Annotated in this window: 22 protein-coding genes and 1 pseudogene; 12 read left to right on the top strand and 11 right to left on the bottom strand. The window is 65.3% G+C overall.

Features of this window, described 5'->3' with window-relative positions:
• Window positions 1-40: 40 nt before the first annotated feature.
• Window positions 41-2,341, bottom strand: a complete 2,301-nt coding sequence (gene aceA / locus ACX9NE_RS27885; protein WP_459364974.1) for an isocitrate lyase ICL2 — start codon at window positions 2,339-2,341, stop codon at window positions 41-43.
• Window positions 2,342-2,647: 306 nt separating this feature from the next.
• Here aceA and ACX9NE_RS27880 point away from each other — a divergent pair, with 306 nt between their 5' ends.
• Entirely contained in the window at window positions 2,648-3,022 is a 375-nt protein-coding gene (locus ACX9NE_RS27880; protein ID WP_459364973.1) for a hypothetical protein, read from the top strand.
• 6 nt (window positions 3,023-3,028) lie between these two features.
• Here the strand turns inward: ACX9NE_RS27880 and ACX9NE_RS27875 are convergent, their stop codons facing one another.
• Entirely contained in the window at window positions 3,029-3,748 is a 720-nt protein-coding gene (locus ACX9NE_RS27875) for an MBL fold metallo-hydrolase (RefSeq protein ID WP_459364972.1), read from the bottom strand.
• Window positions 3,748-5,025, bottom strand: a complete 1,278-nt coding sequence (locus tag ACX9NE_RS27870) for a PucR family transcriptional regulator (RefSeq protein ID WP_459364971.1) — start codon at window positions 5,023-5,025, stop codon at window positions 3,748-3,750. The genes ACX9NE_RS27875 and ACX9NE_RS27870 overlap by 1 nt, the downstream gene beginning before the upstream one ends.
• 79 nt (window positions 5,026-5,104) lie before the next feature.
• On the opposite strand from ACX9NE_RS27870, the gene ACX9NE_RS27865 reads away from it, so the two are divergent.
• The 4 genes from ACX9NE_RS27865 (at window position 5,105) to ACX9NE_RS27850 (ending at window position 8,207) form a co-directional block, all read left to right on the top strand.
• On the top strand, window positions 5,105-6,145 hold the full coding sequence (locus ACX9NE_RS27865; RefSeq protein WP_459364970.1) for a hypothetical protein: 1,041 nt from the start codon (window positions 5,105-5,107) through the stop codon (window positions 6,143-6,145).
• Between the two features lie 53 nt (window positions 6,146-6,198).
• Complete coding sequence (locus tag ACX9NE_RS27860) at window positions 6,199-6,540, top strand: ArsR/SmtB family transcription factor (RefSeq protein WP_459364969.1); 342 nt, start codon at window positions 6,199-6,201, stop codon at window positions 6,538-6,540.
• Window positions 6,541-6,713: 173 nt separating this feature from the next.
• Window positions 6,714-7,718 (top strand): zinc-binding dehydrogenase, encoded by a 1,005-nt coding sequence (locus tag ACX9NE_RS27855; RefSeq protein ID WP_459364968.1) that lies wholly within the window; start codon window positions 6,714-6,716, stop codon window positions 7,716-7,718.
• A gap of 45 nt (window positions 7,719-7,763) precedes the next feature.
• Window positions 7,764-8,207: an SRPBCC family protein gene (locus tag ACX9NE_RS27850; RefSeq protein ID WP_459364967.1), complete on the top strand. Its 444-nt coding sequence runs from the start codon at window positions 7,764-7,766 to the stop codon at window positions 8,205-8,207.
• Between the two features lie 5 nt (window positions 8,208-8,212).
• On the opposite strand, the pseudogene ACX9NE_RS27845 reads toward ACX9NE_RS27850, so the two are convergent.
• A pseudogene (locus ACX9NE_RS27845) lies at window positions 8,213-8,350 on the bottom strand (hypothetical protein); the annotation flags it as partial.
• 8 nt (window positions 8,351-8,358) lie between these two features.
• Here ACX9NE_RS27845 and ACX9NE_RS27840 point away from each other — a divergent pair.
• Together ACX9NE_RS27840 and ACX9NE_RS27835 are read left to right on the top strand one after the other, a co-directional pair.
• Window positions 8,359-8,895, top strand: a complete 537-nt coding sequence (locus tag ACX9NE_RS27840; protein WP_459364975.1) for a TetR/AcrR family transcriptional regulator — start codon at window positions 8,359-8,361, stop codon at window positions 8,893-8,895.
• A 222-nt stretch (window positions 8,896-9,117) separates the two neighbouring features.
• Window positions 9,118-10,086 carry an NAD(P)H-dependent flavin oxidoreductase gene (locus ACX9NE_RS27835; RefSeq protein WP_459364966.1) on the top strand — a complete coding sequence of 323 codons (969 nt, stop codon included), beginning with the start codon at window positions 9,118-9,120 and terminating at the stop codon, window positions 10,084-10,086.
• On the opposite strand, the gene ACX9NE_RS27830 is transcribed toward ACX9NE_RS27835, so the two are convergent.
• Together ACX9NE_RS27830 and ACX9NE_RS27825 are read right to left on the bottom strand one after the other, a co-directional pair.
• Window positions 10,083-11,522: a class I adenylate-forming enzyme family protein gene (locus ACX9NE_RS27830; protein WP_459364965.1), complete on the bottom strand. Its 1,440-nt coding sequence runs from the start codon at window positions 11,520-11,522 to the stop codon at window positions 10,083-10,085. The two genes, ACX9NE_RS27835 and ACX9NE_RS27830, sit on opposite strands and share 4 nt — an antisense overlap.
• Before the next feature lie 6 nt (window positions 11,523-11,528).
• The gene (locus ACX9NE_RS27825; RefSeq protein ID WP_459364964.1) at window positions 11,529-12,275 is read right to left on the bottom strand and encodes a hypothetical protein; all 747 of its coding nucleotides are present in this window, start codon (window positions 12,273-12,275) and stop codon (window positions 11,529-11,531) included.
• A 143-nt stretch (window positions 12,276-12,418) separates the two neighbouring features.
• On the opposite strand from ACX9NE_RS27825, the gene ACX9NE_RS27820 reads away from it, so the two are divergent.
• The 3 genes from ACX9NE_RS27820 (at window position 12,419) to ACX9NE_RS27810 (ending at window position 14,432) form a co-directional block, all read left to right on the top strand.
• On the top strand, window positions 12,419-13,048 hold the full coding sequence (locus ACX9NE_RS27820; RefSeq protein WP_459364963.1) for a nitroreductase family protein: 630 nt from the start codon (window positions 12,419-12,421) through the stop codon (window positions 13,046-13,048).
• Window positions 13,048-13,542, top strand: coding sequence for an SRPBCC family protein (locus ACX9NE_RS27815; protein WP_459364962.1), 495 nt, complete (start codon window positions 13,048-13,050; stop codon window positions 13,540-13,542). Before ACX9NE_RS27820 ends, ACX9NE_RS27815 begins: the two co-directional genes overlap by 1 nt.
• A gap of 410 nt (window positions 13,543-13,952) precedes the next feature.
• Complete coding sequence (locus ACX9NE_RS27810) at window positions 13,953-14,432, top strand: hypothetical protein (protein WP_459364961.1); 480 nt, start codon at window positions 13,953-13,955, stop codon at window positions 14,430-14,432.
• Window positions 14,433-14,441: 9 nt separating this feature from the next.
• On the opposite strand, the gene ACX9NE_RS27805 is transcribed toward ACX9NE_RS27810, so the two are convergent.
• From ACX9NE_RS27805 to ACX9NE_RS27795, 3 genes are all read right to left on the bottom strand, one after another.
• Window positions 14,442-14,864, bottom strand: a complete 423-nt coding sequence (locus ACX9NE_RS27805) for an anti-sigma factor antagonist (protein ID WP_459364960.1) — start codon at window positions 14,862-14,864, stop codon at window positions 14,442-14,444.
• Window positions 14,865-15,069: 205 nt separating this feature from the next.
• The gene (locus ACX9NE_RS27800; protein WP_459364959.1) at window positions 15,070-15,468 is read right to left on the bottom strand and encodes a phage holin family protein; all 399 of its coding nucleotides are present in this window, start codon (window positions 15,466-15,468) and stop codon (window positions 15,070-15,072) included.
• 36 nt (window positions 15,469-15,504) lie between these two features.
• A complete protein-coding gene (locus tag ACX9NE_RS27795; RefSeq protein WP_459364958.1) occupies window positions 15,505-16,572 on the bottom strand; it encodes an amidohydrolase family protein in 1,068 nt (355 codons plus the stop codon).
• A 66-nt stretch (window positions 16,573-16,638) separates the two neighbouring features.
• On the opposite strand from ACX9NE_RS27795, the gene ACX9NE_RS27790 reads away from it, so the two are divergent.
• Window positions 16,639-17,901, top strand: a complete 1,263-nt coding sequence (locus tag ACX9NE_RS27790; RefSeq protein WP_459364957.1) for a sialate:H+ symport family MFS transporter — start codon at window positions 16,639-16,641, stop codon at window positions 17,899-17,901.
• On the opposite strand, the gene ACX9NE_RS27785 is transcribed toward ACX9NE_RS27790, so the two are convergent.
• Window positions 17,898-19,181 carry a competence/damage-inducible protein A gene (locus tag ACX9NE_RS27785; protein WP_459364956.1) on the bottom strand — a complete coding sequence of 428 codons (1,284 nt, stop codon included), beginning with the start codon at window positions 19,179-19,181 and terminating at the stop codon, window positions 17,898-17,900. The two genes, ACX9NE_RS27790 and ACX9NE_RS27785, sit on opposite strands and share 4 nt — an antisense overlap.
• Before the next feature lie 45 nt (window positions 19,182-19,226).
• Here ACX9NE_RS27785 and ACX9NE_RS27780 point away from each other — a divergent pair, with 45 nt between their 5' ends.
• Complete coding sequence (locus tag ACX9NE_RS27780; RefSeq protein WP_459364955.1) at window positions 19,227-20,597, top strand: adenylate/guanylate cyclase domain-containing protein; 1,371 nt, start codon at window positions 19,227-19,229, stop codon at window positions 20,595-20,597.
• Here ACX9NE_RS27780 and ACX9NE_RS27775 read toward each other — a convergent pair.
• Window positions 20,594-20,875 carry a hypothetical protein gene (locus tag ACX9NE_RS27775; protein WP_459377748.1) on the bottom strand — a complete coding sequence of 94 codons (282 nt, stop codon included), beginning with the start codon at window positions 20,873-20,875 and terminating at the stop codon, window positions 20,594-20,596. The two genes, ACX9NE_RS27780 and ACX9NE_RS27775, sit on opposite strands and share 4 nt — an antisense overlap.
• Window positions 20,876-21,578 lie beyond the last annotated feature (703 nt).

Genomic DNA, 21,578 nt, shown 5'->3' with positions numbered 1-21,578 from the left:
ACCAGCAGGCGCCAAATGCGTTCTAGGGCTGAGCCTTCGATCAATCCTCCTTGAGGATCAATCGACGCAGCGCCGTCCGGTCCGGGTTCAGCAGCTCCTCGATGCGCGGCTTGTTCACGTCGGCGACGATGATCTCCCCGACCTCCTGGTACACCTCGCTGAAGATTCCGTGCGACTTCATCTTCGCGGTCTGATACTGGTTGTCCTCGGTCGGCGTGACGTAGTACACCGCGTCGGCCTTGAACCGGTGGACCAGCCAGAGGTGGATCAGGGTCATCAGCCGCTTCTGCCGCAGCTTTTCGGCGAAGGTGTTCTGGTCGCGTACCTGCAGGATGCTGCGGCCGTGCCGATCCTTGATCGGGTCGACGACGACGTTTGCCAGCTGCTCGTCACCCTCGCCGTAGATTCCGAGTTCCAGCACGTCTGAGCCGGCACGGCGGGGCCGCAACGTGACTCTCAATTTCTCGCCGAGCTGGTAGTGGTCACTCCACATCGCCAGCCACTCTTCCAGCAACTTCTTGGGCACCTCGGTCTGCACCAGGTGCTGGTGCTGGGTGGAACCCTTGCCCATCGCCTTCGTAGTCGCCGTGCGTCCGGACGAGGCGGCCAAGGCCGCGTCGCTGCGCGGACCTCCGACCAGAGTCTGCGGGGTGCGGTAGGGCGACTCCACCAGACGCATCTTGCGCTGCAGGCGGGCCAGCGCCAACATGCCGTCCTGACGCAGCGAGGTGGCGAATTCCTCTGCGGCGACACCATCGATCTGGTGTCCGCCGTAGGTGATGAAGTTGAAGACAAATCCCATCTTGCCCAGTTCCACCGGGAACTGCCGCATCTCTTCGTCGGTCATGCCGGTGGTGTCCCAGTTGAACGACGGCGAGAGGTTGTAAGCCAACATCTGGTCGGGGAATTTGGCGTGGATCGCCTCGGCAAACTCCCGGGCGTCGGCGAGGTCGGCGGTCTTGGTCTCCATCCAGAGGATGTCGGCGAACGGCGCCACAGCCAGCGACTTGGCAATGGCGTAGGGGATGCCGCCGCGGATCTGGTAGTAGCCCTCCGGTGTTTTGGCCAGTTCGCAATCCCAGTCAGCGCCGGCGCCCAGTTCCTTGGCCTTGGCGCGCGCTGCGTAGAGGGACGCGGTGGAGGCGAACTCACGCCATTCCGCGGGACTCATCCCGGACGGTTCGCCTTCGCTCTCGCCGAATTCGAGTTTCTCGGCCACCGCCTCGCCGTAGGTCATCACGCCGGCGGCATCCTCCCAGGCGGCGACAAACCGCGACTCGACCTCGTCGTACACGTCGTCGATCGACAGTTGCTCGTCGTCACGCCACTTGCTGATGGCGTCGGCGACGAGCTGAAGGATGCCCTGGCGCTCCAGCCACGCGTTCGCGGCCGCGTATTCAGCGTCGCCGAGCGCGTACAGCAGGTGGCCATTGATCTCCTCGACGCCCGAGTCATAGAAGCGACGCATCATGGCCAGGAAACAGCTCTTGTAGGACGGCACGTTGAGGTTGGTGGCGCCCAGCAGGAATGGCTGATCGCGCTCGTCGCCGCGGCTGTCGATCAGGTTCGCAGCCTCGGCGTCGGTGCGCGCGACGATGATTCCGGGCACCCGCATGATGTCGAGTTGAAAGCGAGCGGCGTTGAGTCGCTTGATCTGTTCGTCCGACGGCACCAGAACCTTGCCGCCCTGGTGGCCACACTTCTTGGTGCCCGGGCGCTGGTCCTCGATGTGGTAGCCCGGCACGCCGACCTCGACGAAACGGCGGATCAGGTTGCGTACGTGCGGATCACCACCGTGGCCGGTGTCGGCATCAGCGATGATGAACGGACGGAAGTCATACCGGGTGCCCGACGCCCGCTGGCGTTCGTTCATATTGAGCCGCTGGTACTCCTGATTGCGGTCAGCGGTGAGCAGGGCGCGCACCAGCACCGCCGCGTCATCGGGCACCTGGCTAAGCGGATAGCTGGCCAGGTCCGGTCCCGGGTCCTCGGTGGTCGATCCCTTGGCAGAGGTGGCCCAACCGCCCAGATAGATGCCCTCGATACCCATCCGCTTCATGCTCACGGCCTGCCCCGGCGAGTAAGGGCCGAAGGTGGTGATGCTCTTCTGCTCTGCATAAAGCTCGCGCAGGCGCTCGTAGAAAGCGGCGGCCGCTTCACGGGCGACGGTGTAGTCGGTGGGGATCGTGCCGCGCTGCTCGGCAACCTGCCGGGCGGTGTAGAGGCGGGTGATGCCGTTGAATCGCGAACTCTCGAAGTACCGCTGGGTGGCGGTTAGGTCCTTTTCGAAGTCCTGCTCGAACGGTGATTGGACCGCGTTGTCCGTTTCGGCGATGGCCATGGCCTTCCGCTCCTCCTAAGCCCCGGTTCCCCTGACGCAGTGAGTGTATGCCCCGGATGCGTGAGCTAGATCACCGGCCGAGCGCCAGAGAATAACGCCGTGTCACCAGATCGGTTCAGCGCGATGTCCTGCGCGGCGGGAACCGGCGAACGGCGGCGGGGTCGTTGTCATTCAGCGGCGTTGCGCGCCGGGCGACTGTCACTGAAATCGTTGTCTGGCAATGGATTTGAATTCGAGGGGATGATACTGGGGCCGGTGCGGGTAAAACCCTCGCCGCGGCGCCCGGACCGGCGTAGCGTCTGATCCGTGCAGACAGAATTGCGTTTTGACCGATGGTATGTTCCGCTCGCGGCAGCGGTCGGACTCGGTCCCCAAAACAGTGAGTTGCGCGTTGAGGCCGGCACATTGCACGTCAAGATGGGATGGGCATTCACCGCCGACATCCCACTGACGGCGATCAAGAGTGCCGAGGAGTCCCACGAGCGGGTTTTCACTGCAGGTGTGCACGTTCTGGGCTCTCGCTGGCTGGTCAACGGGTCGCGCAAAGGTCTGGTCGAGCTGACGATCGATCCCCCGGTCCCGGCGAAGGTCTGGTGGAAGTCGATCACGTTGAGGTCGCTGGTGCTCAGCGTCTCCGATCCGCGCGCGCTCATCGCCGCTTGTACCGCGACTGCCCGGTAATCTCCTTCAGCCGGAGCGACCCCCGCCCCGCGTTCGCAACCAGTCCTGTTGGCGGCGGACGAACTCGGCGTCGACCACCCTCCCATGCCCTGGAACGAAGAGGGCCCCGGCGCCGGCGATCGCCAGTAACCGGTCCAGCGTGGCAGGCCAGGCGGCCACATCGGAATCGGCGTCTATCGCCGGGTTGTCGGATTCTTCGACCAGGTCACCGGTGAACACCACAGCCCGATCCCCCGCACGGGTCGTAGGCACGACGACAACCAGATCAGATCGGGTATGGCCGGAGCCCACATGGGCGACCGTGACCACCCGGTCTCCCAGATCGATGACCGCGTCCTCGATTTTGTGCTGCGGCACCCGTAGCGCTGCGATCGCGCGGTCGACCGCCTCCGGATCCGCGCCGTGCCGCACCGCATCGGCACGCAGCTCGCCGGTGGCCGACGACAGGTAGGCGGCCACCTCGGGCGCACAGTAGATGTGCGCCCCGCTGAACACCGAAGAGCCCAGGACGTGGTCAAAGTGCTTGTGCGTCAACACAACATGTTCTACCGGGTGGCTGGCCAGCTGACGTCCATCCGACTGGATGCTCTCGGCTTCTTCGAGGGTGGTGCCGGTGTCGATGAGCAACGTCGAGTCACGCCCACAAACCAGGCCGACCGTGACGTCGCAGAACGCCAGTCGGCAGCGGTGCACGCCGTCGCCGACCCGCTCCCAGTGGTGGTGCATCAGGCCGGTCGCAGCACAGCCGAGCCGTACCAGTTGCAGACGAATAGCGCGAGCTCGACGTCGCCTCGGTCATCTATCGGGCGCCCGCGCCGCTCGACCGCGCGCTCCACTCGACTCCGCAGGGCGTTGAAGCTGAGGTTGAGGTCCCGTGCCGCGACCTCCGGCGTGGAGCCAGGGTGCAAGAAGACCCGCAGTGTCTCGCGTAGCACGGCCGCATCGTCGGTGTTGGAAGCGAGGTCCCCGAGGACGTCGGCAACCCATTCACGGACTTCGCCGATGTGGGTGCCTAACACGGCCGAGGCCATCACGCCGGGGTCGGTTGCTGCGACGAGCACGCATTGAGAGGACCGCGGTTCCCGACCCGATGCAGCCGCGCGGGCCCGCTGCGCCTGCCGGTGGGATCGCCGGAACCCGCTGACGCCGGATCCCAGTGCACCCATAGCGATATTCAGCGCGTCCCGCCGGGCGCGGGCGTATCCGCGAACTCGAGCGGCGAGCTCACCGGGTGCCGATCGGAAGGGTAACCACACCCACGCGCTGCTCCGGTCGACTGCGGCGAACAAAGGGGGCTCTGACGCGTTCACCGCGCTAGCCAGCCCGCCGATGACTTCCTGCAACCGGGCCAACACGTCATCTTCAGCGTCGTCGCGCCAGACGACCAGTCCCAGGTGCTGGACCTGCAGTGGGTAACCGATTGCCGCAGAGACGGTTTCGATGTCGACTTCGGTATCGGCCTCGAGCAGGTCGCGAACCCGCATGGCCTGAATGCTGTTCTGGTTCTCCAGCCATTGCACGCGTTCGCTCTCGTATGCCCCGACCACCTGCTGGGACACCCGGTCCACGTACTCGAAGACGACAGTGGTGATGGTTTCGATCACCGACACCCGCGTCGTGGGTTGCACGTCGAGGGCGCGCAGCGCATCGAACACCAATTCGGTCATGTGACGTTGCCCGAGCCGGTAGGCGCGTACCAGGGTGTGCACCGCAACATCGTGTTGCGCAAGTCGCCGGGCATACTCCAGTGCCGGCCGGGGTACGGCGATCCTGTCGACCGGGACGGCGTGCAACAGCGGCTGGAAAATTGTTTCAACGTTGGCCTGGACGCTCGCAGCCAGGAGGTCGGTCAGGTGCCCGTCGCCCCGTAATTCCGGTATCTCGTCCGTGAGCGCCGCGCAGATCGTGGCACTGATCTGGGCGGACTGGCGCTCCAGCCGCGAGGCGATCGTGGCGACGCAGCGGTGCACCTCCCCAGCTTCCTCGCGACGGTCGTGAGCCACCTTTGGAACGCTAGATGGCGGCGGCGTGGGCATCCAGAGGATCCTGGCAGCCGTTATCCAGCCGGCCCCCAATCTCGGTGTGTATGAACTAGCAGTGTTCGAGGAGGCAACCCCCGCGCAGGCCCACGCGATTCTCGCGGCCGCGCATCGAGTGGTTCAGCACATCACCGATCCCACCGATCCCCGATCCGGACGGGGTGATGGCCTGGTTGTGGCCGCCGGTCTGATGCTGTTCCGGCCGGCTGTCCAGGTCGAGGTGAGTGCCTTGCCGCGGATCGAGCCACAGGAATTGGCCCGCGCCGTGGGATCGAGCCACGAGTTGGCCGGACACGCCGCCGCACTCATCGCGTGCGCATCACTCGCCGACGGGCAGATCGACCCGGCGCGGCTGCGCAAAGTCGTCGAGTATGCACATGCGATGCATGTCCGGGCGGGTTGGGTTCGCAACATCCTGCAGATAGCTCGCGGGCGCCTGGCGTGGGCACTGGCGGACATGGCCCGACGAAACGCGTCGAGTTTTCCGGGTCTCGCGCGTCCGGACCACAGCATGCCGGTGATGCTGCCGTACGGGGCGCAAACTGATGCCCACCGGCGCCTGGCTGCCCGATTCCTGGCGCTCGAGGAGCTACCTGCGGGCACCTTCGGCCATCAGTTGTGGGCACACTTCCGTCGGCACAACTTCGCCTTCCCGGGTGAAAAGTTCGCCTTCGCAAGTGTATTCGCCGTTCCGCACGACGGTCTGCACGTCCTGTCGGGTTACAGCACCTCAGTTCAAGGTGAACTCCTGACGAGCACGTTCACCGGTGCGATGCACCGGTGCGACGGACTGCGCGCTCACGTCCTGCCGGTCATCTTTGAATGGCACATCGGCCATGATGTCAACGGCATCGGTGCGCGCCAGGGTGCGCTCGACCCGGAGAAGTTTCTGGTGAGCTGGCAACGTGGTGCGTCAATGGGCACCGACCTGTTGTCGCCGGACTGGGATTTCTGGGCGGTCGCCGATCGTGACCTCGATGAGTTGCGCGCTGATTACGGCATCAGGCCACTGCAGCCGGCCCACGCCGCGGCCGGGGAAGCGGTGATCGTCACCGAAAGGGCCGACCCATTTGCCGCCCGGTGATAGTGCGTCGGAAAAAGTTGACATGTCGGGAATGTCGGACATAGATTGTGCACGTGGCCAACTCCGACCGCATCTGTGACCGTATCTTTGCGGCGTTGGCAAACCCGGTGCGGCGCAAGCTACTCGAGATCTTGAGTTGCCAGTCTCTGTCCGCAGGCGAGCTCAGCGAACGGTTCGAGCTGAGCCGGCCGGCCGTTGCCGAGCATCTCAAGGTGTTGCGCGACGCTGGGCTGGTCGCCGACGAGGCGCAGGGGCGGCGCCGCATCTACCGATTGACGGCTGAACCGCTTGCCGAGCTCGGTGACTGGTTGCATCCCTTCGAAAAGTTATGGCGCGCAAGGCTTGCCGCACTGGCTCAGCAGGCGGACAGCGAGGAGCTCGGCCGGCACTTCTGAAACTGCGAGAGGATCTCAATCAGCGACCAGAGAAGTCCAGGCGGGCCGGGCGGCCAGTCCTCTCGAGCCGCACCACCAGGCCGGCAAACGATAGATCAGCCTCATCCGACCCACCCGGGTCACCGCACAACGTCAACACGAAGTAACTGCACCTACGAACTTAAGGAACACATATGCGTGCTGTCGTCATCACCAGACATGGCGACCCTTCGGTCCTGCAAGTCCAGGAGCGGCCGGACCCACCACCGCCGGGGCCGGGTCAGTTGCAGATCAGTGTCCGGGCCGCCGGGGTCAATTTCGCCGACCACCTCGCGCGGGTGGGCCTATATCCGGATGCCCCCAAGCTGCCGGCCGTGGTCGGCTACGAAGTGGCCGGCACGGTGACGGTGGTCGGTGACAATGTGGATAGCGGCCGGATTGGCGAAAGGGTCTTGGCGGGAACACGATTCGGGGGTTATGCCGAGATCGTCAACGTCGCTGCGGCTGACTCGGTGGCGCTGCCCGATGCGGTGACCTTCGAACAGGGCGCTGCGGTCCCGGTCAACTATGCGACCGCCTGGGCCGGGCTGCATGGTTACGGGTCGTTGCGTGCCGGCGAACGGGTCCTCATCCACGCCGCCGCCGGGGGCGTGGGCATCGCTGCCATTCAGTTCGCCAAGGCCGCGGGTGCCGAGATTCACGGCACCGCGTCGCCGGCGAAGCATCAGAAGTTGGCCGAGTTTGGGGTGGATCGAGCAATCGATTACCGTCGAGACGGCTGGTGGAAGGGCCTGGAACCGTACGACATCGTCATGGACGCGTTGGGTGGCACGTCGTTGCGGCGGTCCTACCACCTGCTGCGTCCCGGCGGACGGCTTGTCGGATACGGGATTTCAAATATGCAAGAGGGTGAGAAGCGCTCACTGCGCAAGGCGGCGCCGCACGCCCTTGCGATGCTGCGCGGGTTCAACTTGCTCGACCAACTCTCCGAGTCGAAGACCGTCATCGGGCTCAACATGCTGAAGTTGTGGGACGACCGGGGCACCCTTGAGCCATGGATCACGCCACTGAGCACGGCATTGCGCGACGGCACGGTGTCACCGGTTGTGCACGCGGCGGTACCGTTCGCCCAGGCGCCGGAAGCGCATAGGATCCTGGCAGCCCGGGAGAACATCGGCAAGGTGGTGCTGGTTCCATAACACCGGATGGTTTCAGCGGAGCGCCGGCGTGGATATGGTTGCGGCATGGCTGTCACCGAGTCCCGTGAGGTCGTGATCGAAGCGACGCCCGACGAGATCATGGACGTATTGCTCGACATCGAAACGCTGCCGGACTGGTCGTCGGTGCACAAGACGGTTGAAGTCCTCGAGCGCGACGAAGAGGGCCATCCGCTCAGGTCGCGGCAGGTCGTCAAACTCGTCGGGTTCACCGAAGAGCAGGTGCTTGCCTATACCGTGCACGACGACGGAGTGGGCTGGACCCTGGTCGAAGCCAAGCAGCAGAAGGCACAGGACGGCCGTTACACCCTTACACCCGACGGCGACTCCACCCGGGTGCGCTTCGACCTGACAGTCGAATTGAGTGCGCCGGTGCCCGGATTCTTTGTCAGGCAGGGCGCCAGAGCACTGATGGACACGGCCACCAAAGGCCTGCGCAAGCGCGTCCTCAAGGTGAAGAAGGGCGCATAAGTCGCATCGTCGAGGGCTTGATACCCACCGAGGTACAGCCCGCCGATCGGTATCGGGAGATCCAGGAAGCCCTTCGGTCCGGGACGATTGGGCCCCATCAGGTCCGGGTGCAGCAGTCCGTGGCCGAAGTCCCCGGCGGGAGCCGCTTCGGCTGGCGGCGCTGAAAAGCTTTGCCCGCAAGGGGTTCGCAAACGTCACTGTGACGGAGTTGGCCCGCGAAGCAGGCGACACCGAGAGCACCTTTTTTCGGCATTTCCCGACGAAAGAGGCGGTGCTGTTCCAGGACTACGAGGCGCAGCCGGAGTGGCTGGCCGAAGCGCTCGCCCGGCGACCGGCCTCGGAGTCACTGTTCGACGCGGTGCTGGCCAGTGTCGCCACCTTCCCGCACGGTCTCGAAGTGGTCCGTCAGGCGGCGACCGCCCGGACCGGGCTGATCAGTGCTGAGCGCATCGCCGCGCATCTGCAGGTGGTGCAAGCCCCATTCGCCGCCGTCCTGACCGATTTCGTCCGGGTTCGATATCCCGAGGGCCCTGATATCGAACCGGCTGCGGAAGTGGCCCGATCGACGCTGGCGGCGGCTCTTGTTGTGGCGGTGAAGAATTGGCGTCGCGTCGGCTGCGGCGACCTCGGCGAGTTGGTTGCCACGGCTGTGGCCCTGGTTCGGTCCGGGCTGACGCCGCCGGCCTGAGCGTTTCCGGCCGTTGGTCAGATGCTGCCAACCGCCGCCTCCACGAAGCGGCGCATCGCAGTGTTGCGCGCCCGTGGTAGGAAGAGTGGTCTCAACCCAGCTGACTTGATCGTCTCGGTCACCGAAAACCAGGACGAGGACTGGTCTTTCGGCCAAGCCCGGCGCAATTCCTCACCGGGAAACTCGCAACGGAGGCACAAAGATGACAACGGAGGCACAAAGATGACACTGCGCACCCGCCTCACCGATTTTCTGGGCATTCAGCATCCGGTCCTGCTGGCGCCGATGGCCATGGTGTCGGGTGGTCGGCTGGCGGCAACGGTCACCGCAGCCGGCGGTCTGGGCTTGGTCGGCGGTGGATACGGTGATGCAGCGTGGTTGCGTTCGGAAATTGTCCAGGCCGGGGGTGCACGCGTCGGATACGGCTTCATCACGTGGAGCCTGGCGCACGAACCGGAACTTCTCGACACCGTCCTGGCGCTGCGGCCGCCAACGGTCATGCTGTCGTTCGGCAACCTCGAGCCGTTCGCGGATCGCATCCATCGGGCAGGCGTCCCGTTGACCGCCCAGGTGCAGAACCTTGCTCAGGCGCGCCAGGCCATCGATGCCGGCGCGGACCTCATTGTCGCCCAGGGCGGTGAAGCAGGTGGGCACGGAATGAGCGGCCGCTCGACGTTCACGCTGGTCCCCGAGGTCGTCGACCTGGTCACCGAACAGGCGTCCGCGACGCTGGTGGTGGCCGCCGGCGGGATCGCCGACGGCCGCGGCCTGGCCGCGGCGCTGGCCCTCGGTGCCGAAGGGGTTTTGGTCGGTACCAGATTCTGGGCGTCTGACGAAGCGCTGGTCTCGCCGGCAGCGTACCGGCGCGCCCTCGCGGCCGGCGGCGACAATACCATGCGTACCACCGTCTTCGACTTTGTGCGGCAACGTGATTGGCCGGCTGGGTACGATCTGCGGCTAGTGCGCAACGAGTTGATCCAGCGCTGGCACGGCAACCCGGATGAGCTGCTCGCACGGCTGCCGGAGGCGATCAGCGCCTACCGGGACGGGGTCGCTGCCGAGGACTTCGACGTCGACACCGTGCTCGTTGGTGAGGCCGTCGGGCTGATACACGACGTCCGGCCCGCCGCCGACATCTTGACCGGAATGGTCCATAACGCGGAGCGAATCCTGAACCGGGCCAACGCTTAGGACCGTTGGAAGATCAGCTCAGCCAGTCGGCGGCGGTCAACCTTGCCGGTCGCGTTATAAGGGATGTCATCGATGACCGCGAGCCGTTCGGGCAGTTTGAAGTAGGCGATCATGTCCCGGCAGTGCGCGCGCAACTCCTCAAGGGTCACCGGTGCCCGGGCAACGATCGCGGCGCCCACCCGCTGTCCCAGTTCGTCGTCGGAGACTCCGGCGACTGCGACGTCGCTGACCGCCGGATGGGAACGCAACGCCTCTTCCACCTCGACAGGGCCGAACTTCTCGCCGCCGCGATTGATGGTGTCGCGCAGCCTCCCGCTCGGGAAGATGTAGCCGCCGGCATCTAATCGCGCGAGATCACCGGTCCGTAACCATCCCGGAACGGTGTTGACCGGCGAGAGGACCCACAACTCGCCGACCGCTCCCGGTTCGACGTCGGCGCCGGTATCCGGATCGACCACCCGCACCTCGACCCCCGGCAACGGTCTGCCCACAGAACCCGCCCGGGCCGGATCGTGATGATCCTGTGGCGTGAGGTTGGCGTATGTGCCCAGCGTCTCCGTCTGACCGAAAACGTTGGTAAAAGCCACATTCGGCAGCGCGGCCATCGCCTTGCGCATCAACGCGGCGGGCGCGGCGGCGGCTCCGTAGGTGATAGCGGTCAGCGAGGACAGATCGGTGGCGGCGAAATCGGGGTGCTCCAGAATGCGGTACAGCATCGTTGGCACCAGGAACATGCCGGTGACCCGGTGCTGCGACACCAGTCGCAACCACTCGCCGGCGTCGAACCGCCGCTGCACCACCAGAGTGTTGCCCGAGTACAGGCTGGTGAGCAGCCCAAGGGATCCGCCTACGTGAAAGTAGGGCACACACATCATCACCGTCACGGGTGGAATTTCGGCCGCAAACGGTCGTGACGTCCTGCCCAAGCGCGCCGCCAGCTGGTGACTTCCGATTTCGACCGATTTAGGCAACCCTGTTGTGCCGCTGGTGAACAGCACCATCGCCGGCCGATCCACGTCGCCCGCGGAGTTCTCGGAGCGCTCGGGTGCGTCCTGATTGAGCAGTTCGGTGGCCGTCAGCGCGGTCGCCGACCCGGGCAGCCGGTGCGCGAACGCCTCTCCCGCGACCGCCACAGGGCAGCAACCGGCGTTGTCGAGCAGCGCACGCAACTCCGCGGGCGTCAACGCGGGGTTCATCAGCGCCGCGGTGGCTCCGATGCGCGCTGCGCCGAGCAGGGACGCGATAGACAGCAGGCTCGCGGTGTCGACGATCGCGACCCGGTCGCCGGACGTGACTCCCGCCGCAGCCAGCCCGGCAGCACAACGGCGCACCGCGGCATCGAGCGTTCCGTAGCCGATCGCCTGACCGTCGATGATCAGGGCGGTCCGTTGGGGATCGGCGCTCGCCGCGGCGTCGATGATGGTCCGGAGATTCATGAATCCTTAATGCAGGGGCGACCAGGTGGACGTGCGCAGCAGCCGGCTGGTCCACTGATCGCGCAAGTCCAGCGCATCATGCAGCCAGGTTCCGGGAGTTCGGTACTCGGCCGGTATGTGGGTGCGCAGCAGGTCGAGCAGTGCCTCGGGACGGCTGATGCGTTGCATCAGAATGACTTCACGGCGCAGATGGCTGCCGAGTGCGGGCTGGAACGAAGCATCCATCTTCAACATGGACGACGGCTGTTCGAGGCTGCGGGCATATACCTCGCCGCACCGGACGATGTACTCCTCGAACTTGTCCTCATAGGGCCACATGGTGTCTTCCATGTAGAGGCTCATCTCGTGTTCGCGTCCGTCGGCGGGCACGTCGTCGAAGCTCACATTCTGCATCGGCGACCACGGCAGTGGTATCAGCAGTTTGGCGTCGACGGTGTGGCGCAATTCGTCGGTGTGATGCATCCAGTCCCGCAGGTCACCGTGCTGGACACGTTTGGTCAACCGCTCCCACGCTGCGCCGTCCCGCACCGCTGTCACCGTGATGACGGTGTAGGCCGGTCCGCTGCCCTGCGCCTGGTTGGTGTACCAGAGCAGCCGGCCCTCGTCCCCCGCCGCCAGCGTGGGCATCCAGCCGTCGCGGAAAGCGGCTTCGAATTCGTCCTCGGCGCGGCCCCGCACCGTGTGGACCTCGTGCATGAACAGCAACGCCAATTCCTCCCGCGCGGCCCCGCATTCCGACGCCTGACCGCTCATCTACTGGCAGGACGTTAATAGCAGCCAATCGTCCTGTCCACGGAGGGTCGACATAGGCGCCAATCGGTGCCCGGAGTTGCGGTGTTGGGGTACGTCGGGTGTGCCGCGGTACTTTCGTGACACGAGTTGGTGAAGGGGACGGGATGGATATCGCTTCAGTCGACGAATTGCTCACCACTACCCGATCGGTACGCAAACGGCTCGATCTGACCCGTCCGGTGCATCGCGACGTGATCATGGAATGCATACGCCTGGCGATGCAGGCGCCGACCGCCAGCAACGCGCAGGACTGGCGCTGGGTGGTGGTCACTGATCCCGGCAAGCGCGCCGCAATCGCCGAAATCTATCGCAGCGTGGGTGCCCAATACCTGGTCCACGCCGAAGCCAACGCCGACGATCCTCAGACCCGGCGTGTGTACCGCAGCGCGCTCTGCTTGACCGACACGCTGGCGCAGGTGCCGGTGCATGTCATCCCGTGCTTGCTGCAGCGCATCGATGAAAGCAATCGACTGGTCGCCGCGTCGGCCTGGGCGTCCATCATTCCCGCCGGCTGGAGCTTCCAGCTTGCGTTGCGGTCGCGGGGTCTGGGCTCGGTGTGGACGACCATGCACCTGGCAAAGGAGCGTGAGGTCGCCGAATTGCTCGGTATTCCGAGCACGGTTACTCAAGCCGCCTTGTTTCCGGTGGCGTACACGATCGGGACGGATTTTCGTCCCGCGGCGCGGCCGCACGCGGAAACGATCACCTTCTTCGACGAATGGGGCGAAGGCTGATGCAGTCCTACACCGTGCGATTCCACGTCGATGCCCCGCCGGCCAAGGTGTGGCGCGTGTTGCATCCACCGGTGCCGCCGGACTCTTCGCGGCCCCGGGTGCTGACCTGGCCGACCGGCAGCATGGAAATTCTCAACGAAGGCGACGAGGCGGGCGAAGGTTTGGTCCGCACCTGTGTCTTTCCAGTGCCCAGATACTTGCTGTCCGGCGGCAAGGGCCGGTCGTGGGAGACCGTCACCGAGGCGAAGATCAACGAATTGTCGCGTTACGTCGCCATCGGCAAGCCGTTGTGGTCGCGGGCGGAGGGCTACCACCAACTCGAGGAGCAGCCCGACGGCACCACCGTTCTGACCTTTCACGAGACCTACCACGCGTACAACCCCGTCCTGCGCTTTCTCCTGGAGCGTCCGGTGCACGCACGAATCTCGCGCGACAATCTCGATATCTATGAACACGCGCTCGGTTACGCCGGCGCAGTGCGGCGCCTGGATTGATGGGCGTCAATCGGCAGTGAAAAGGTGAATGTGGGATTCGCTCCGTAATGCCGTAATCCGCGAGTTGCAAGGCGTTCGAAAAATGACTGATTTTGATGTCACCAACTCGATGGCGAAAGTCGTGTTCGACTCCATGATTCGGTTCTAGGACGCCGTTTCGGATCATTGATTTCGGCAATTTGCTACATACAGTCGGCCGGACTGCAAAAATTCCGGCGCAGCGTGTGTGCGGCGAGGTGGCAAATCGGTTGCCGCGTTCTCGGCGGGCACGCCGCATATCGGGAGAACGATCGCGCCGTCGGTCGTGATTGGCACCGTGTTCTGCTTCGCCTACGCTCGCACGCTGATCGCCCGAGGCGCCTGCGCGTAGGGTTCGAAATGAGCTCCCCAGCCCGCTAAGCTAGTTAGTTATGGGCTCTAAGCAAAAGGGTGCTCGCGGCTGTGCCGCGGCGTTGATGATCGCTGGATGGTTCGGAGCGATAGGTATCGCCGCCGCGGATCCCGACCCCACGCCGCCGCCGTCACCGACTACGGCGCCGGCTCCGACGGGGACCCCGGCGGCGGGGGCGCCCAAGACGACGATCGACCACGACGGCATCTACAACGTCGGCACGGACATCGCGCCCGGCACCTACAGCACTGCCGGACCGGTGGGCACCGGCACCTGCTACTGGAAGCGGACCGGCAACCCCGACGGCGCACTCATCGACAACGCCATGACCAAGAAGCCCCAGATTGTGCAGATCGAGCCGAGCGACAAGACATTCAAGACGAGTGGCTGCCAGCCTTGGCAGCCCACCGGCGAAGCCCCCCCGCCGGAAATGTCGGGGGCTCAGCTGCAGGCCGGCCTGGGGATTCTCAACGGCCTACTCGCACCACACGGCCCCTGAGCCTGCGCTTCAGGCGGGCGGAGCGAGGGCTGTTTCGACGGTGGTGTACATCGGCAGCAGGCGTCGCAGGCCGCATGCGGCAATGGTGCGGGCAACAATGGGCTGACTGGTGACCAGGCGCATGCTGACTCCGCGTCGGCGGCACCGGACCGACTCCTGAGCCAGCACCGCATAGGCGCAGGATCCCAGGAAATCCAGCTCGCGAATGTCGATGACGAAGGGGCCCGGAGCGATCGCGATGGCGGCACTCCTGCTCACGAGGCGTTGCCAGATCAGCTCGTTACTGGCATCGATGTCGCCGCCCACGTGAACGACTACCGCCGAACCCGTGCACTCGGTGACCGCGCGCAAACCACTGTTCGGGTCACTTAGTTGCGAACTCAGCCGCGTCGTCGAAGGACCGGGTGATGATCCGACCGCGACAGTGTTCATATTCGGCAGTATCCCGTCGTCGTCATGGATAGGGACGCCCTGGTGAGGGGCAGCGCGCGTTGTTCGTGTCCGTGCCGAGAGACAGCGTAAATGTTCGGCGGAGTTAGCAGGCGGTGTTCGTAAGCACGGTTCTAATCAGCATATGTGCAACAGGGCCTGACAACATAGGGTGTCCACGCGAAATTTCCTGGTAATCGCGGTTGATTCAGGATTTGCGCCGGGTGGCGCGGCGGGTCAGCAGCGACAGGATCCAGCTGATGACCGACAACACGATTGCCGCCCAGATTGCGGTCCACCAGAAGTGATCGATCTGCAGGCCCCAATGAGTGGTGTCCTTGGTGATCTGCGCCGTGATCCACAACATGAATGCATTGATCACGATGTGGAAGAGGCCGAGGGTCAGGATATACATCGGGATCGACAGGATCTGCACAATCGGTTTGACGATCGCGTTGACAAAGCCGAACAACACCGCGACGACAAAAATGATGCCGACCCTTTGCAGGGTGGTGTTACCGCCGACGAAGCTCAGCCCTGGTACCAAAAGTGTCACGACCCAGAGTGCTAGCCCGGTCAACGAGGCACGTACCAGAAAAGGCACCATGCCGATATCCTGCCACCGAATCCCGCGTGCGGACGATCAATTCAGGCCATAGAAGCGCTGCGCATTGAGTCCGCCGATCTTTGCACGGGACCGCTCGCTGATATCCGTTCGGTTTCGCAAACGCTTGGTGCTTTCCGGCCACTCACCGTCCCAGTGCGGATAGTCGCTGGCGAACATGATGAAATCGTCGCCCAGCACGTCGATGACCCCGGGCAGGATCGGCTCTTCCGGTTCGCATGTCACCCAGATGTTGCCGGCGCGCAGGTAATCGTGCGGGTCGCGACGCCAACCGTTCTCGATCCAGTCGCCGCGCTTCTCGTAGTGCTCGTGCAAGCGATCGATGAAGAAGGGCACCCAGCCTGCGCCCGCTTCAAGGAATGCGACACGCAGTCCGGGATGACGCTCGAACACCCCGCCGGACACCAGCGCAGTCATCGCCGTCATCTGGTCGAACGGGAAGCTGATGCAGTGCACCTGGATGTAGTTGGTGAAGCGGTCCACGCCGATCTTGGGTAGATGGATGCCGGGTGCGCCATGGATGCCCAGCGGCATGCCTAGATCAACCGCGGCGGCGTAGAAGGTGTCGAGGTCGGGATGATCGAGATTACGGGTTTTCAGCGCCGGCGGGACGAGCGTCGCGACCAAACCAAGCTCCTTGGCCTCGGTCATGATGTCGATGGCCACCTGTCCGTGCTCGATCGGCGTGACCGCCACCCCGCGCAATCGGCCGTGCGTCGGCTCGCAGAAGTTCGCGATCCACTGGTTGTACAGACGCGCGAAGCCGGCAGCGAAGTCGGGATCCTCGAGGCTGGGCACGCACAGACCGAGGCTGGGATAGAGCACCATCGTGTCCAGGTGGTCCCGATCGGCGTCGGCAAGCACGCCCTCCGGGGACGAGCAGTTGATGTCAGGTGCCTTGGTGATGCCGTGTTCCGGCGGGCATCCGGCGCCCGGGCCGTGGTCTTCGGGGTAGTTGCGGCCCTCGATCGTCAGCCGCGGCCGGCGGTCGTTACTCAGCTGCACTCGATCCGGCCAACGCTTCAACGCTTCGAAGGCCAGGGTGGGGTTCTCGGCGACATGCCCATCGGCATCGATGATTCGCATGTATCCGGAACATACTCGCGGTGTTTCGGAGTCGCGGTATCGGCGCCAGTACGCCACGATGCTCACGTGGCTAAGCAGCGGTTGACCAGCGACCAGCGCAACTCGTTCCTGGCGGCGTTCCTCGGCTGGACGATGGACGCCTTCGACTTCTTCATCGTCGTGCTGGTTTACGCCGACATCGCTGAAACGTTCCACCGCACCAAAACCGAAGTCGCGTTCGTCACGACGGCCACGCTGGTCATGCGTCCCGTCGGAGCACTGTTGTTCGGGTTGTGGGCAGACCGGGTCGGTCGACGACTGCCGCTGCTGGTCGACGTGCTGTTCTACTCGGTGGTGGGCTTCCTGTGCGCGTTCGCTCCGAACTTCACGGTGTTGGTGATTCTGCGTTTGCTGTACGGCATCGGGATGGGCGGCGAGTGGGGATTGGGCGCGGCGCTGGCGATGGAGAAAGTCCCTTCCGAGCGTCGCGGCTTCTTTTCCGGTCTCCTGCAGGAGGGCTATTCGTTCGGCTACCTGTTGGCGAGTCTGGCCTCGTTGGTCGTCATGAACGGGTTCGGCCTGTCATGGCGTTGGTTGTTCGCGCTGAGCATCATCCCGGCGCTGGTCTGCCTGATCCTTCGGTACCGGGTGGAGGAATCCGAGGTGTGGGAGGCCGCGCAGGACCACATGCGGCTGACCAAGACCAGGATCCGTGACGTGCTGCGGGATGCCAAGGTGATCCGCCGGTTCTTCTACCTGGTGTTGCTGATGACCGCCTTTAACTGGATGAGTCACGGCACCCAGGACGTCTATCCCACGTTTCTCAAGGCGACCGTCGACCACGGCGCGGGGCTGTCCAGCGCAACCGCCCGGTGGATCGTCATCGTCTACAACGTCGGGGCCATCATCGGCGGGCTGGCTTTCGGCACCTTGTCCCAGCGATTCGGTCGCCGTTACACCATTTTGTTCTGCGCCGTTCTGGCACTGCCGATCGTGCCCATATTCGCCTACTCGCGCACTGCGGCGATGCTGTGCCTGGGTGCATTCCTGATGCAGCTCTTGGTGCAGGGGGCTTGGGGTGTGATCCCCGCCCACCTCACCGAGATGTCGCCGGATGCGATCCGCGGGCTGTATCCGGGTGTGACGTATCAGCTGGGCAACCTGCTGGCGGCGTTCAATCTGCCGATTCAGGAGCACCTGGCCGAAACGCACGGCTACCCGTTCGCATTGGCGGCGACGATCGTGCCCGTGCTGACGATGGTGGTGGTGCTGACACTGATCGGCAAGGATGCCACCGGAATTCGGTTCGGCTCCTCCGAGAGCGCCTTGCTACTGCCTGCCAAGGGCTAAGTCCTGAGCGACCGCAGCAGCATGTGCATAGCCACCGTGGTGGAACGCTCCCTGACGTCGGAGCGGTTGCCGGGCAGTCGCAAGGTCCGGGTGATTGACGGGCCGTCAGTGCGTGCGACGGTGAAACACACTGTGCCTACCGGTTTTTCCTCGGTTCCACCGCCGGGCCCGGCGATGCCGGTGATGGCGACCGCAATGTCTGCCGAAAACCGGGTCAGGGCGCCCGCGGCCATCGCCTCGGCGACCGGCTCGGAAACGGCGCCGTGTGCTGCGATTACCGCAGCGTCCACACCGAGCAGTTCCACCTTCGCCTCGTTGGAGTACGACACCACCCCGCCGGCTACATAGTCCGACGAGCCGGGGCGCTCCGTGAGCCGCGCGGCGAGCAGCCCGGCTGTACAGGACTCCGCCGTCGCGATCGTCCGGCCGGCCAGGCGCTGCGCGACCAGATCATCGACCTGCGAGCCGTCCTCGGAGAACACCTGATCGCCGTGCCGGTCGCGCAGCAACTGGGTCAGTTGTGCGTATGCCTTGGCCGCGTCGGGCTCATACCGGGTGACGATTTCCAGCTCGCCGCGGCGTAGGCAGGTGGTGATTTCCAGAGCCGCGAACCCGGATATGGCGGTCTCGGCCTCGCGCAGTGTCTCGGCGAGGCCCGACTCGGGCAGCCCGAACACCCGGACCATCTCCTGCCGGTACACGGTGCGGCCAGCGATCGCGTCTTGCACTCCGGAGGTTTCAATTGCCTTGCGCCACATGGGTTGCAGCTCGCGCGGCGGTCCGGGCAGCACCAGCACCGTCGGCTTGCCGGGCACCACTACACCCGGTGCGGTGCCCACCGGATCCAGGATCTGCGAGCCGACCGGAACCATCGCCTGCTTGCGGTTGGCCGCCCGCACCGACTCGAACTTCCCCGGTTCCATCAGTGCGGCGAACGCCGGATTGCGCGCCATCAGGGACTTGAGGATTTCGGCGATCCGATTCTCCAGCGCCTCGTCGAGTTTGAGCTCGCGACCGCAGAAGCGGGCCACCACCTCGACGGTCATGTCATCGGCCGTCGGGCCCAGGCCGCCGCTGGTGATGATCAGGTCCACGCCCTGGTCAGCCATGAACCGCAGCTGCGCCTCGATGTCGGCGGGTCGGTCACCGCAGATGGTGATGTGGGCAAGTTCGACGCCCAATTCCAGCAGCCGGTCGGCCAGCCACGGACCGTTGCGGTCCTGCACCCGTCCGGTCAGAACCTCGGTACCGGTGACCACGATGCCTGCGCGTGCACTCACCGTGACGAGCCTACGCAAGGGGCTGGCATCAACTAGCCTGGGGCAGTGGCGCAGGCACCACGCACCCGCTATGCGAAGTGCGGCGATCTCGACATCGCCTACCAGGTATTCGGTGAGGGCCCACTTGACCTTGTCTTGCTGCCCGGGCCGTCGATTCCGATCGACTGCATCGACTCCGAGCCGTCGATGCACCGCTTCCACCGACGACTGGCGACCTTCAGCCGGGTGATCCGCTTTGATCCACGCGGGATAGGAATGTCGTCCCGCGTTCCGTCAACGCAGATGATCGGGCCGAAGTTCTGGGCCGAGGACGTAATCGCGGTCATGGAGGCGGTCGGCTCTGAGCAGGCGGCCATCCTCGCAACGAGCTACAACGCCATGGGTGGACTGGTTCTGGCCGCCGAGTACCCCGAACGCGTGCGCAATCTGGTGATCATCAACGGCACGGCGCGCGTGTCGTGGGCGCCCGATTACCCGATCGGCGCCGAACTGAGCGCGACTGACCCATTCACGTCAACCGCTATCGAACCGGACGCGGTGGAGCGGGGATTCGACATGCTCAGGATCATCGCTCCGAGCGTGGCCCGCGACGACGCGTTCCGGGAATGGTGGGATCACGCCGGCAACCGTGCCGCGTCGCCGAGCATGGCCCGTGCCGTGAGTCGAGTCGTGACTCAGGCCGACGTCCGCGACACCCTGGCGCGAATCACCGCGCCGACCCTGATCCTGCATCGCGGCAGCGGGCATTTCATCCCTGCCGACCATGGCCGCTTCCTGGCCGATCGCATCGCGGGAGCACGCTATGTGGAACTCCCGGGAGCGGATTCGCTGTATTGGGTTGGCGACGCGGGGCCAATCCTCGACGAGGTCGAGGAGTTCATCACCGGCGTGCGCAGTGGTTCCGATGCGGAGCGGGTGCTCACCACGATTGTGTTCACCGACATCGTTGGCTCGACCCAGCGCGCCGCCGCGCTTGGTGACGATCGATGGCGAGACCTGCTCGACCGCCACGACAGCCTCGTCCGCCGAGAGATCCAGCGCTTCAACGGCCGCGAAGTGAACACCGCCGGTGACGGATTCGTCGCGACATTCGTGAGTCCCAGCGCCGCGATTGCGTTCGCCAATGACATCGTCGACGCCGTGCGGGTGCTGGGCATTGAGTTGCGGGTCGGCATTCACGCGGGCGAAGTCGAGGTGCGGGGTAGCGACGTCGCCGGCCTGGCGGTGCATATCGGGGCCCGGGTCGCGGGCCTGGCCGGACCCAGCGAAGTGTTGGTGTCCTCGACGGTGCGCGACATTGTCGCCGGCTCGCGGCGCCGATTCGCCGAGCGCGGCGAACACGAACTCAAAGGAGTGCCCGGCCGGTGGCGGTTGTGCGCACTGGTGCGCCAGCGCGCGATCGCCCTTAGGGACTAGCCGGGCTCTCCCGGTTGGCCCGGCTGTCCGGGTTGGCCGGGCTGTCCGGGTTGGCCTGGGGCGCCACCCTGCCCCGGCTGACCACCCGCGCCGGGCGCGCCACCTGGGCCCCCGTCGCCACCTGGGCCCCCGGAACCGCCGTCGCCGCCCCGGCCGCCGTCGCCACCGCGGCCCCCGATACCGCCGCGACCTCCGGCACCTCCGGCTCCCCCGGCACCACCGTGGCCGCCGGAACCGCCTGCGCCGGGCGCGGCGTTGTTGGGTGCGTCGCCGGTCATGTGCGCCGCGCCAGTGCTAGAGCCAGTTGAAGAAGCATCGTTCTGCCTTCCTGCAGGCGGCCATCCGAGTCCGCGTCAAGTACCGGTACTGCCGGACAGTACGCCAGGCATGGCAGAACCGATCGTGCGGGTGAAAGTACACCGCGACGGGTCCGGCGATAGAGAGGTCCATCGGCAGGCGTGGCGCGCCGATGTTCGTTGCAGCGCCGGCGACTTGGCGTCGCTGGCAGACCACACTGGTCAACCGCCGCTTGTCCCTTGTGAGGGACTCCTAGACGATGGTGCCGTTGAAGCCGACCTTGGCTGCATTACCGCCGGCCCCGGGGCTCCCGCCGCTGCCGCCACTACCGGGTGTGGGAGTGCCGAAAGGTGCGGGGCGGTGCCACCAGCGCCGCCGCCGCCGTCAGTGAAGGCCGCGGAGCTGTTGCCGCCATTATTGCCATCGACGTTGTTGTTCCTGCGACTCCGGCCGCGCCATTGGCCCCGCTGCCGCCGACGCCGCCGACCCGACCATCACCACCGAAATCGTCGGTCGTGCAACGGTTCCGACGCTGGAGAAGACCGACGAATTAGGTTGCGGATCTCCGCCTTTGATCGCGTTCGGAACCGGAGTCGGCAGCTTCCCCCCAACGGAGGCCGCCCGCCTGATGGTCGACGCGGTTCGCCGGCGATGCGGCAGAGCACATTCACAACCGCTGTACCG

Source organism: Mycobacterium sp. ML4, assembly GCF_054515735.1.
This window is presented reverse-complemented; position numbering and strand designations above follow the sequence as displayed.

Coding starts and splice junctions, on each gene's coding strand:
- ACX9NE_RS27775 (WP_459377748.1), bottom strand. CDS start 20,875: ATGACCGGCGACGCACCCAACAACGCCGCGCCCGGCGCAGGCGGTTCC.
- ACX9NE_RS27810 (WP_459364961.1), top strand. CDS start 13,953: ATGGGCTCTAAGCAAAAGGGTGCTCGCGGCTGTGCCGCGGCGTTGATG.
- ACX9NE_RS27795 (WP_459364958.1), bottom strand. CDS start 16,572: ATGCGAATCATCGATGCCGATGGGCATGTCGCCGAGAACCCCACCCTG.
- ACX9NE_RS27805 (WP_459364960.1), bottom strand. CDS start 14,864: ATGAACACTGTCGCGGTCGGATCATCACCCGGTCCTTCGACGACGCGG.
- ACX9NE_RS27875 (WP_459364972.1), bottom strand. CDS start 3,748: ATGCACCACCACTGGGAGCGGGTCGGCGACGGCGTGCACCGCTGCCGA.
- ACX9NE_RS27825 (WP_459364964.1), bottom strand. CDS start 12,275: ATGAGCGGTCAGGCGTCGGAATGCGGGGCCGCGCGGGAGGAATTGGCG.
- ACX9NE_RS27830 (WP_459364965.1), bottom strand. CDS start 11,522: ATGAATCTCCGGACCATCATCGACGCCGCGGCGAGCGCCGATCCCCAA.
- ACX9NE_RS27820 (WP_459364963.1), top strand. CDS start 12,419: ATGGATATCGCTTCAGTCGACGAATTGCTCACCACTACCCGATCGGTA.
- ACX9NE_RS27800 (WP_459364959.1), bottom strand. CDS start 15,468: ATGGTGCCTTTTCTGGTACGTGCCTCGTTGACCGGGCTAGCACTCTGG.
- ACX9NE_RS27855 (WP_459364968.1), top strand. CDS start 6,714: ATGCGTGCTGTCGTCATCACCAGACATGGCGACCCTTCGGTCCTGCAA.
- ACX9NE_RS27850 (WP_459364967.1), top strand. CDS start 7,764: ATGGCTGTCACCGAGTCCCGTGAGGTCGTGATCGAAGCGACGCCCGAC.
- aceA (WP_459364974.1), bottom strand. CDS start 2,341: ATGGCCATCGCCGAAACGGACAACGCGGTCCAATCACCGTTCGAGCAG.
- ACX9NE_RS27835 (WP_459364966.1), top strand. CDS start 9,118: ATGACACTGCGCACCCGCCTCACCGATTTTCTGGGCATTCAGCATCCG.
- ACX9NE_RS27815 (WP_459364962.1), top strand. CDS start 13,048: ATGCAGTCCTACACCGTGCGATTCCACGTCGATGCCCCGCCGGCCAAG.